This window comes from Streptomyces sp. CBMA156 (assembly GCF_014596515.1).
Taxonomy (GTDB): domain Bacteria; phylum Actinomycetota; class Actinomycetes; order Streptomycetales; family Streptomycetaceae; genus Kitasatospora.
The window spans coordinates 1-10,945 of sequence record NZ_MSJQ01000123.1; the positions used below are offsets into that span (position 1 = coordinate 1).

The 10,945-nt window shown below is 75.2% G+C and carries 9 protein-coding genes; 1 reads left to right on the forward strand and 8 read right to left on the reverse strand.

Features of this window, described 5'->3' with window-relative positions; translation table 11 throughout:
* Nucleotides 1–278, forward strand: a 278-nt coding sequence (locus BU198_RS10315) for a response regulator transcription factor (protein WP_188296537.1), incomplete at its 5' end; no start/stop codon positions are given.
* A 48-nt stretch (nt 279–326) separates the two neighbouring features.
* Here BU198_RS10315 and BU198_RS10320 read toward each other — a convergent pair.
* The 8 genes from BU198_RS10320 to BU198_RS43305 all read right to left on the reverse strand — a co-directional run.
* Entirely contained in the window at nt 327–497 is a 171-nt protein-coding gene (locus BU198_RS10320; RefSeq protein WP_188296538.1) for a hypothetical protein, read from the reverse strand.
* Between the two features lie 202 nt (nt 498–699).
* Nucleotides 700–2,637, reverse strand: a complete 1,938-nt coding sequence (locus BU198_RS10325) for a glycerophosphodiester phosphodiesterase family protein (protein WP_188296539.1) — start codon at nt 2,635–2,637, stop codon at nt 700–702.
* A 280-nt stretch (nt 2,638–2,917) separates the two neighbouring features.
* Complete coding sequence (locus BU198_RS10330) at nt 2,918–4,648, reverse strand: amidohydrolase (protein ID WP_188295930.1); 1,731 nt, start codon at nt 4,646–4,648, stop codon at nt 2,918–2,920.
* A gap of 3 nt (nt 4,649–4,651) precedes the next feature.
* Nucleotides 4,652–5,623, reverse strand: a complete 972-nt coding sequence (locus BU198_RS10335) for an aldo/keto reductase (protein ID WP_188295931.1) — start codon at nt 5,621–5,623, stop codon at nt 4,652–4,654.
* A gap of 178 nt (nt 5,624–5,801) precedes the next feature.
* On the reverse strand, nt 5,802–6,911 hold the full coding sequence (locus BU198_RS10340) for a zinc-binding dehydrogenase (RefSeq protein WP_188295932.1): 1,110 nt from the start codon (nt 6,909–6,911) through the stop codon (nt 5,802–5,804).
* A 68-nt stretch (nt 6,912–6,979) separates the two neighbouring features.
* The gene (locus BU198_RS10345; protein WP_188295933.1) at nt 6,980–7,852 is read right to left on the reverse strand and encodes a branched-chain amino acid ABC transporter permease; all 873 of its coding nucleotides are present in this window, start codon (nt 7,850–7,852) and stop codon (nt 6,980–6,982) included.
* 51 nt (nt 7,853–7,903) lie between these two features.
* On the reverse strand, nt 7,904–9,061 hold the full coding sequence (locus BU198_RS10350; protein WP_188295934.1) for an ABC transporter substrate-binding protein: 1,158 nt from the start codon (nt 9,059–9,061) through the stop codon (nt 7,904–7,906).
* 104 nt (nt 9,062–9,165) lie between these two features.
* Nucleotides 9,166–10,945, reverse strand: a 1,780-nt coding sequence (locus BU198_RS43305; RefSeq protein ID WP_262987020.1) for an ABC transporter permease subunit, incomplete at its 5' end; no start/stop codon positions are given.

The window sequence follows — 10,945 nt, forward strand, 5'->3', positions numbered from 1 at the left end:
CGGCCTCGGACGCGGCCCGCTGTCAGCGGCTGCGCCGGGAGCTGGGTCTGGGCCGGGTGGCGTCGCCGGGGCGGCGCGGGTACGGGGAGCGGCTGTCGCCGCGCGAGCGGCAGGTCGCGGCGCTGGCCGCGCAGGGGGCGGCGAACCAGGACATCGCCCGGGCGCTGTTCCTGTCGACCCGTACGGTCGAGCACCATGTGGCGAGCGCGCTGCGCAAGCTGGGTGTCGGCCGGGCGGGGCTGGGCGAGGCGCTGGCCGCGGAGGAAGCCGCCTCCTGAGGAAAAGCGGGTCCCGCCTGCTCCCTCAAGAGGCGGGACCCGGTCCGGTCAGCAGTGCTGCTGGTGCCCGGCCCGTTCGACCAGCCGTGAGAGCCTGGCCAGCCGGGCCAGGCCGGGCCGGCGCAGGCCGCTGCTGCGGCGGGCCGGCGATACCAGCCCCGGGTCGGGGGCGGTGAAGTGCTCGTCGGCGTAGAGCCGCAGGCGTTCGCGACGGGTCATGGGCGACCTCCGGGGAGGGTGAGGGTCGTCGGTTCGGGCGGGCTCCAGGAAACCGGCTGGGCCGGGCGGGAACAATGCGTACCGCTACCCAATCCTGGGCGAATCCTGGGTACTCCCCCCGGGCCGTCCCCCCGGTGCCTGACGTGCCGTGGCCCCGTACCGTCCGCCGACGGTACGGGGCCACGGGAGGGCGGGACGGGCGTCAGCCGCGGGCGGCGGCGTCCAGGGCGCGGGCGTCGGCGGCGATCAGGCGGGCCCGGTCGGCGGCGATGCCGCGGCCGGCCTGGTTCTCGGCCCACTGGGCGAGCGGCTGGTACTGGCCCTGACCGAGCATCACGGTCAGGGTGGCGACGGCGTTGCGGTCGGCGCCGGAGGTGAGCACCAGGGCGGCCAGGCCGGTGGGCGTGGCGGCGACGGTGAACTCGGCGGTGGTCTCGGCGCGGCCGCCGGGGCCGGTGGCCTCGGCGCGCAGGGTGTGCTTGCCGAGCGCGAGGGCGGTGGTGTCCAGGGCGGTGCCGGCGGCCAGTTCCCTGCCGTCCAGGGTGAGGCGGACGGTGTCGGCGCCGTTGGCCTGGACGGCGGTCACCGGCTGCTGGGCGCGGTCCAGGGTGGCGCCGGCGGCCGGGGAGGTGATCGCGACGGTGGGTGCGGCGGGCTGGGTGGGCGCGGTGCCCTGGAGCCAGGCGCTGTTCCAGCCGGTCAGCTCCGCCGGGCGGTTGGTGATGACGCCGTCGACGCCGGCGGCCTCCAGGGCCTTCCAGCGGGTGGCGGAGTCGACCGTCCAGACGTTGACCGCGACGCCGGCGGCGTGCAGGTCCTTCACCACGCCGGGGCGCGCGGCGAGGCCGCCGTCGGAGGGGTTGTAGGCGGACAGGCCGAGGTCCCTGGAGATGGCGACCGGGTCGGCGTCGAGGTCGCTGCGCAGCAGGCCGAGCGGCAGTTCGGGGGCCAGTTCGCGGGTGTACCGCAGGGCGTCGACCTCGAAGCTCTGGACGAAGACCCGGCCGGTCATCTGGTGGTCGCGCACCTCCTTGACGATCCGGGCGACCTCGTCGCGGCTGTGCTTGCCCTTGATCTCCAGCAGCAGGTTGCCGCCGCGGGTGCGCAGGTCCTCCAGCTGGGCGGCCAGGGTGGGCACCCGGGTGCCGGTGTAGGCGGGGCCGAACCAGGAGCCGGCGTCCAGGGCGTCGAGCTGGGCGGCGGTCAGGTCGCGGATGCGGCCCTTGCCGTTGGTGGTGCGGTCGACGTTGTCGTCGTGCAGGACGTAGGGGACGCCGTCCTTGCTGGGCTGGACGTCGTTCTCGATCCACTCGGCGCCGCCGCGGCGGGCGATCTCGTCGGAGACGAGGGTGTTCTCGGGGGCGGCGGAGGAGGCGCCGCGGTGGGCGAAGACGGTCAGCGGCGAGCCGGCCGGGCGCAGCCAGCCGCCGGGGGCGAGCGCGGTGACCTTGAGGTCGTCGAAGGAGACCTTGGCGCCGTTGACCACCAGGGCCTGGCCGCCGTCGGCGGTGCGGGCGACCTGGGTGGTGCGCATGATCTCCTTGCCGTCGAAGATCCAGCGGGCGGTGGTGCCGTGGACCTCGACGGCGACGCGGACGTCGCGGCCGGTGCCGGCGGCGGTGGGGGCCGCGGCGGTGTTGGTGACGTTCCAGGCGTTGGCGGCGGTGCGCTGGGCGAATTCGAGGCCGTTGGCGGCGGTGGTGCCGGTGCGCATGGTGGCGATCGACCAGGGGGTGGCGCCGGAGGCGGGGACGTCGAGGCCGACGGCGGTCCAGCGGGCGTTGTCCTGGACGGTCTCGAAGCGGGCGGTGGCCTCGATGCGGAAGTCGTTCAGGTGGCGGCCGAAGGTGATCCGGCTCTGCTGGCCGGAGTTGGCGGAGGTGCCGACCAGGCGACCGCCCTCCACCTTCCAGTCGCCCTCGACGGCGGTGAAGCCGGCCGGCAGGGCGGGGGTGGAGAAGTGCTCGTCGAGGACGACCTCGCCGGGGGCCGGGGTGGCGCCGGCCGCGGTGGGGGCGGCTTCGGCGGAGACGGCGGCCGGGGCGTTCAGGGCGACGGCGCCGAGGCCGAGCGAGGCGGCGACGGCGGCGGCGAGCAGGCCGGTGCGGCGGCCGGCGCGGGGGCGGTGACTCTGTGTCATGGGCGGCACGCTAGGGACGGTTGTCGAACCGGACGCCACGGCTCCGCGAACCGTTCGTGACCATTGCGCGTGCGGTTCGCGACGGTGGCGGGTTCCTTGCGCCGATTGGCCGGTTCGTTTCCGTACAGGGTACGACGGCCGGGCGCGGGGCCGCCTGCGCGGGGCGGGCGGGCGGTCGCCCTGCGCGACCGGGATGCGGGGGCGGGCGGGCCCGTCGGGGGTGGACGCGCCGTCCGGCGGGCGGTTCCGCCGGACGGCGCCCGGGGGCGGCCGGGACCGGTCAGTCCTCGCCGTGCACCCGGCGGCCGTCGAGGAGGGTCAGATCGACGGGGAGCCCGGGCAGGTCGTGCGGGGAGGTGGTGGTCAGCCGTCCGCCGAGGACGCACAGGTCGGCGACCTTGCCGGGTTCGATGCTGCCCTTCCACCGCTCGGCGAAGTCCTGGCGGGCCGGCTCGGCGGTGTAGGCGCGCACCGCGTCGCGCAGTCCGACGCGTTCCCGCGGGCCGCTGGTGCGGCCGGTGGCCTTGGACTCGCGCAGCAGCATGGCGGCGACGCCCCGGCGCCAGTCGGGTTCGGTGATCGGGGCGTCCGAGCTGGCGCACACCCGGACCCCGGCGTCCAGGGCGGAGCGCACCGGCCACATCCGGGCCGAGCGGTCCGGGCCGACCACCTCGTCCATCAGGTCGGAGATGGTCCACTTGATCGCCGGGTTCATGTTGACGCCGTAGTCGTGGCGGGCGAGCAGGTCCAGGGCCCGGGGGGTCGCGAAGTCGCCGTGGATCAGGTAGTGCCTGGCGTCCGGCCTGGGATGGGCGAGCTGGGCGGCGGCGAGGGCGTCGGCGACGGTGTCGATGGCGAGGTCGCCGGTGACGTGGACGCCGATCTGGTGGCCGGCGGCGTGCGCGACGGCGATCATCGCGGTCAGTTCGGCGGCTTGCAGGGCCGGTGCCGAGCCGTGCACGCACAGCGCGCCGTGGCCGCCGCCCGGGTAGGCGTCGCGCATCCAGGCCGTCCGGTTGGGCGGTACGCCGTCGGCGAAGAGCTTGACGCCGAGTACGGCCAGGCGGCGCGGGTCGATGCCGTCGAGGGTGGTGCCGGCCAGGTCGGCGAGTCCGGCCTCCAGGTCGGCCACTCCCCCGCCCATCGGTGCGGGCAGCAGCAGCACGCTGACCCTGGCGTGGAGTTCGTCGGCCCGGGCGAGGTCCAGGTAGGTGCGCAGGGCGGCGCCGCCGAGGGCGCCGGCCATGATGCCCTCGCCGCCGGGGCCGAGCCCGGGTTCGGTGTAGCTGGTGGTGCCCAGGGCGTTCAGGGCCCGGATCGCGCCGGTGACGGCGGCCCGGCGGCGCTGTTCGTCGGGGCGCGGGATGTGGGCGTGGACGGCCCGCTGGGCGGCCTCGCGCAGGATGCCGGTGGGGTTCCCGGCCGGGTCGGTGTCGATGGTGCCGCCGGGCGGGGGGACGGAGCCGCGGCCGATGCCGGCGACGCGCAGGGCGGCGGAGTTCACCCAGGCGGTGTGGTCGGAGAAGTCGGTGAGGCAGACCGGGTTGTCGGGGGCGGCGGCGTCCAGGTCGGCGCGGTCGGGCAGGCCGCGGCTGCCGTCCAGGCACTCGGCGAGGTAGCCGACGTCCCAGCCGCGGCCGACGATCCACTCGCCGGGTGCGGCCGTACGGGCGGCGGCGGCCACCGTGGCGACGACGTCGGCGATCGAGCCCACCGCGGGGTGGTTGAGGTCCAGGGCGAGCGGGGGGCGGTTCAGGCCCCAGGCGTGGCCGTGCAGGTGGGAGTCGTTGATGCCGGGCAGCAGGGTGCGCCCGCGCAGGTCCACGGTCCTGGTGGCGGGGCCGGCGTGGGCGAGCACCTCGGCGGTGCTGCCGACGGCGAGGACCAGGCCGTCCCGGACGGCGACGGCCTGGGCGGTGGAGAAGGCGCCGTCGACGGTGAGTACCTCGCCGTCGAGCAGCACCAGGTCGGCGGGGCGGGCGGATCCGGGCGGGGCGGTGGTGTCGGCCATCGGTCACGGCCCTTCCGGGTCGACCGCGCCGCGGTCCGCCCAGTACGGGGCCACCAGCTCGCGCAGCCGCTCGGCGCCGACCCGTTCGACCAGTGCGAGGGCGCCGGTGTTGTCGGTCAGCTGCGCCATCCGGCTGGCGCCGAACAGCACCGTGGCGGTGGCCGGGTGGGTGAGGGCGAAGGCGACGCACAGCTGCGCGGCGGTGGCGCCCAGGCCGGCGGCGGTCTCGGCCAGGCCGGGCGCGGCGGCGGTGATCCGGTCGCGGATGCCGCCGGGGTCGCGGCCGATCTCCCGGGAGGGGGCGGTGCGGCCGGCCAGGACGCCGCCCTCCAGCACGTCGGAGGCCTGCATCGAGAGGCCTTCGGCGAAGAGCGCGGCGAACGGCTCGCCGTCGGGGATGGCGCGGCGGCAGGGGCTGTACTTGAGCTGGGCGAGCTGCGGGCCGGGCGATCCGGCCGCGCGGGCGTGCTCGCGGACGGTGCGGATGTGCGTCGCCGACCAGTTGTTGACGCCCCAGCAGCCGATCAGGCCCTCGCGCTCCAGTTCGGCGAGTTCCTCGGCGACGGCCCGCAGGTCCATGTCGTCGCGGCGCACGTCGCCGAGGACGGCGACGTCGGCGTGCTCGACTCCGGCCCGGAACAGGGCGCCGCGCAGCTGCTCGCGCAGCGGGAGCCCGGGGTAGGGCTCCAGCCAGAGCTTCGCGGACAGCAGGTAGTCCTCGCGGGCGAGGCCGGCGGCGCGCACGATCGCGGAGAACAGGACGTCGGTGAAGACCGGCGGGCCGCCGGGCAGGCCGTAGACGGCGACGTCGAAGAGGTTGACGCCGAGGTCGACGGCGTGGCGGACCATGGCGACGGCGTCGGCGAAGTCCATCCGGTCGTAGGTGTGCCAGGAGCCCAGGGAGAGGACGGAGGCCTCGGGGCCGGCGGTGCCGAGCCGGCGCCTGGGCACGATGGGCCTGGTGGTCGCGGTCATGCTGCTCCTCGCGGACGGGGTCGGGACGGGTCGGACGGGTCGGGACGGGGGACCCGGCGCCCCGGAGGGTCAGGACACACACGGGGGACCTCGGGGCGCCGGGCGGCGGGGGGCCGGCGGCGCGGGGAGCGCCGCCCGGCGGAGGGGTGGCGGCCGGCCGGGCCGCCGTGGCGGGGCGTCAGGGCAGCCTGGGGTCGACGACGGCCTTGGTCTGCTCCAGCCGGGACATCGCCTCGACGGCGGCGGTGGCGCCGCTCAGGCCGACGGGCTCGCCGAACAGGGCGTCCCAGTCGAACCGGGAGCGGAAGTCGCGCAGGAAGCCGATCGCCCGGTGGTAGTCGCCGACGTCGCCGTTGAGCGAGCCGAGCACGGTCAGCTCCTTGCCCATCACGGTGCCGAGCGGGATCTCCTGGGGCGCGGGGCCGGTGGTGCCGACCACCACGAAGCGTCCGCCCCAGGCGGCGAGGTCGACGGCCTCGGCGCCGACGCCGGGGGCGCCGGCCAGGTCGATCACCAGGTCGGCGCCGCGGCCGCCGGTGGCCGCGAGCACCGCCTCCTTGCGGGCGGCGGGGCCCTCGTCGAGCCCGAGCACCAGGTCGGCGCCGAACTCCTCGGCCAGGTCGAGGCGGCGCTTCGGGGCGCCGATGGTGATCACCGGGCCGGCGCCGCCGGCCTTGGCCACCGCGGTGGCGACGATGCCGAGCGCGCCCGCGCCCTGGATCACCACCGAGGATCCGGGGCGGGTGCCGCCGGCCCGGTCGAAGGCGTGCAGCACGGTCTTGACCGCGCAGCCGGCCGCCGCCGCCCAGGTGTCCTCGACCTCCTCGGGCAGCAGGTACTTCTGCGCCCCCGGGGTGACGTAGGCGTGCTCGGCGAGCCCGGCGGTGGCGTACGGGTGGCGGTCGCTGCGCTGGAGGAAGCCGTAGCCGCGGTGCTCGCAGGCCACCGGGGTGCGCAGCACCGTACAGCCGTGGCAGTGGCCGCAGGTGGACTCGGACCAGCCGATCCGGCTGCCCGCGGTGACGGGCCGGCCCAGGGCGTCCACGGTGCCCTCGCCGGCGGCCAGGACGGTGCCCACCATCTCGTGGCCGAGGACCATGGGCAGCATGCCGGGGAAGGTCATGGCGCCGCTCCACAGGTGCACGTCGGTGGCGCAGAGCGTGGCGCAGTCGGTCCTGACCAGGGCGGCGCCCGGTTCGATCCGGTCGGGCAGCGGGATCTCCTCGGTCACCAGCGGTGCGCCGTGGGCCCGCAGGACGGCCGCCCGGGTGTGGGTGGGGAGCGTCATCGCTCTCGGTCTCCTCTCGTGTCCCCCGTGTCGGCGGCCCGGACGGGTGTCCGGGCCGGTCGGGCCGGTCATCGGCTGTGCGCGGTGTCCCACACCTCGTGGCGGCTGCGCCACCAGAGCAGCACCAGGATGACCAGGAAGGGCACCACGCCCTGGTACTTCTGGATCGCCTCGATCGAGGAGGACAGGCCCTCCAGGCAGCCGAGGAAGAGGCCGCCCGCCACGGTGAGCGGCAGGCTGCGGAAGGCGCCGAGCATGGCCACCGCCAGCGCGGTGTTGATCAGCTTGCCGAGGCTGGAGAAGTCGCCGCCCAGCCGGGGTGCGGCCAGCACCACGACGAGGGTGGTGACGGCGCCGATGGCGGCCCACAGCGCCACCGCCAGCCGGGCGACCGGGATGCCGACCACCTCGGCGGTGGCGGGCTGTTCGGACAGTGCCTGGAGCCGCAGGCCGATCCTGGTGCGGGTGAGGAGCAGTCCGACCCCGCCGGCGATCACCACCGCGAGGGCGACGGTGACCAGGACGGACTGCGGGACCACCACGCCGCCGACGGTGAACAGCGGCTTCTCGAAGGGGCTCGGGAAGGTGTGCGCGCCGGTGGTGTTGGAGCCGAACAGGCGCAGGCCGACGGCCATGACGGCGACGTACACGGCGACCGTGACGGCGGCCTTGGTGTTCTGGGAGTGCCCGGCGAACCAGCGCACCAGGACCGCGCCGAGCAGGGCGGAGAGCGCGGCTCCGGCGAGGACCCCCACCGGCAGGGCGAGCCAGAGGCCGGTGCCCGCGTCGGTCAGGCCGACCATGGTGAAGGCGCCGAGCGCGCCGACGGCGGCCATCGCGAAGTTGACGGTGGCGACCAGGCGGTGGGTCAGCACGACGCACAGTCCGAGCAGTGCGTAGACGCCTCCGCCGGTGAGGCCGGCGAGTGTGGAGTTCAGCACGGGACAGCTCCTGTGGTGCTCGATCGGGTGGGGGCGGTCACGGCCTGGCGGTCACTTCTTGGCGGGGACGACGAAGCCTTCCGGCAGGACCTGCCAGCTGCCGTTGACGGCCTTGACGAACCGGCTGCCCTGGACGGGGTTGTGGCTGTCGCCGGGGCCGAAGACCCAGGGGGTGCCGACCATCGGGTAGTCGACGGGCTGCATGTCCTTGAAGGCCTTGGTGACGGTGGCCCGGTCGACGGGGCCGCTCATGCCCTTGAGGACCTTGACGAACAGGTCGGCGGCCATCACGCCGCCCTGGCTGAACGCGGTCTTCTGGACCTTGTTCTTCTCCACCAGCTGGGACCAGCGGTCGTTGCCGGGCAGGGTGGTGTCGGTGTAGGGCTGCCACTCGGTGCCGGCGTAGACGGCGAGACCGGCCGGGATGGCCTGGGCGTTGGCGTCGGTGTAGCTGTTGGCGCCGACGATGAAGTCGACGTCGGTCATGCCCTGGGTCTTGGCCTGGGCGAAGTACGGTCCGACGATGCCGTTGTAGAGGACCGCCTGGCAGCCCGCGTTCTTGTCGGCGACCAGGTACTTGGTCGGGTCGCCCTCGGCGATGGCGAGTTCCTTGTGGGCGAGCTGCTTGCCGGTCAGCTCGGTCCACTTCCTGATGGAGTCCTCGATGCCGCTGCCGCTGCCGGGCAGCACGGTGTAGTCGAGGCAGACCTTGTCGCGCTTGAGGACCTCGGAGGCGTAATAGAGGTTGGCGGTCAGCAGGTTGAACGGGCCGGGGTTGACGGGGGCGATGTCGGGGCTGGTGAAGCAGGCGGGGTCGACGCCGACGGCGGGGATCGAGACCACGTGGGCCTTGGTGTAGGCGGCGCGGTTGAGGCCGCAGTCCACGGCGCTGGAGGAGCCGACCAGGGCGACGACGTTCTTGGAGCGGATCAGGTCGACGGCGGCCTCGGTGGAGCGCTGGGGGTTCATCGCGTCGTCCACGCTGATCAGTTCGAGCTTGCGGCCGTTGATGCCGCCGGCGGCGTTGACCTCGTCGAAGACGGCCTTGACGGCCTGCGGGACCTCGGGGGTCTGGAAGAGGCCGGTGATGCCGTTGATCGAGCCGACCTTGATCGGGCCGGTGGCGGAGTCCTCGTCCTTGGAGCAGGCGGTGGCGGTGAGGACCAGGGCGAGGGCGGTGAGGGCCACGGCCGGTTTCGCGTGCTTCATGGGGGTGCACTTCCAATTCCGTGGGGGCGGGGCCGCACCGGGGGTGGGAGGGGGTGTGCGCGGCCCGTCGCGGGTGGCGGGGCGGGTGGGGGTGGCGGGGCGGGTCAGACGGCCGTGGGTTCGGCGGTGCCCAGGTAGGCGGCCATCACGGCCGGGTCGGCGAGGACCTCGGCGGTGGGGCCGGAGGCGATGACGTGGCCGAAGTCGAGCACGGTGACCTCGGAGCAGGCGGCCTGGACGAGGTCCATGTCGTGTTCGACGAGCAGGACGGAGACCCCGAAGCGGGCGGGGACCTCGGCGAGCCGGCGGCCGAGGAGCAGCGATTCGGCGGCGGACTGCCCGGCGGCGGGTTCGTCCAGCAGGGCGACGGCGGGGCGGGCGGCGACGGCGGCGGCCACGTCGAGCAGGCGGCGGGCACCGGCGTCGACCATGGAGACCGGCAGCCGTCCGGGCGGGCAGCCGAAGAAGTCGAGCAGTTCGTCGGCTTCGGCGGGGTCGAGGTGGCGCCCGGCGCCGATGGTCAGGTACTCGTACTGGGTGAGTTCGGGGGCGATGGAGGTGGTCTGGAAGGTGCGGCGCAGTCCGCGGGCGGCCCGGGTGTTGGGGGCGAGGCGGTCGAGCGGGGTGCCGGCGAGCGCGACGCTCCCCTGGTAGCCGCCGACGAATCCGGTGACGGCGGCGATGAAGGTGGACTTGCCGGCGCCGTTGGGGCCGATCAGGCCGACCACGGCGCCGCGCGGCACGCTCAGGTCCACCGCGTCCAGGGCCGTCACCTGTCCGTAACGGACCGTCAACTTGCTGACGGTGAGGGATGGTTCGCCGCGCGGGGCGGCGGGCTGCGGCGGGGCTGGCGGCACGGGTTCGGGGGCGGCCTGACCGGCGGGGGCAGCGGGGCCGGTGCCGGTCCCGGCGGCGGCCTCCTCGCGTTCGGCGAGGAACCTGCGGGCGGCGCGCTCGCGCTTGCGGGCCCGGGTGAAGTCGGTCTGGCTGACGCCGGAGCGCAGGGCGAAGAGCGCGCCGATGCCGAACAGCATGCCGCCGAGGTCCTGCGGCAGGCCGAGCTTGTCCAGGACGGTGGCCATCACCGCCCCGAACAGCCCGCCCATGATCGCGCCCTCGGGGTTGTGCGGGCCGATCATGATGGCGACCGCGAAGAGGGTGAGCGACTGCATCATGGCGAAGTTGCCGGGGACCACCAGGCCGAGCTGGCCTGCCATCAGGCCGCCGCCGACGCCGGCGACGAAGGCGCTGATCGCGAAGGCGGCCAGCTTGCTGCGGGCGACGGACACGCCGTGCGCGGCCGCGGCCCGCTCGGAGTGGCGCAGCTCCGTCCAGGACATCCCCAGCCGGGTGCGGTTGAGCAGTGCCAGGCCGAGTGCGATCAGGGTGAAGACGGCGACGGCCAGTACGAAGTAGGCGCCGTCGTCGGAGAACGGCGCGGGCCGTTCCAGGGTGGTGAGGTCGGCCATGCCGGGGAACTCGTTGGCGGTGAGCACGATGTCGGCGGCGACGGCGAAGCCGAAGGTCACCACGGCCAGGTTGACGCCGCGGATGCGCAGGGCGGGCAGGCCCACGGCGATGCCGACGGGGACGGCGGCCAGGCCGCCGAGCGGCAGCCAGAGCAGGAAGCCGCCGGGGGCGCCGGCGGCGTTGAGCCACAGCACCACCCAGGCGCCGATCGCGGCGAAGGACACCTGGCACAGCGACATCACGCCGACCCGGCCGACGATGACGCCGTAGCTCTGCATGATCACGGCTCCCACCACGGCGGTGACGGCCAGGTAGACCCAGTACGCGGGCAGCACGGTGGGCACGAGCAGGCAGGCGAGGACGGCGGCGCCGAGGCCGGCGGCCAGCGGGCGGCGGGCGACCGTCGGGCGGCGG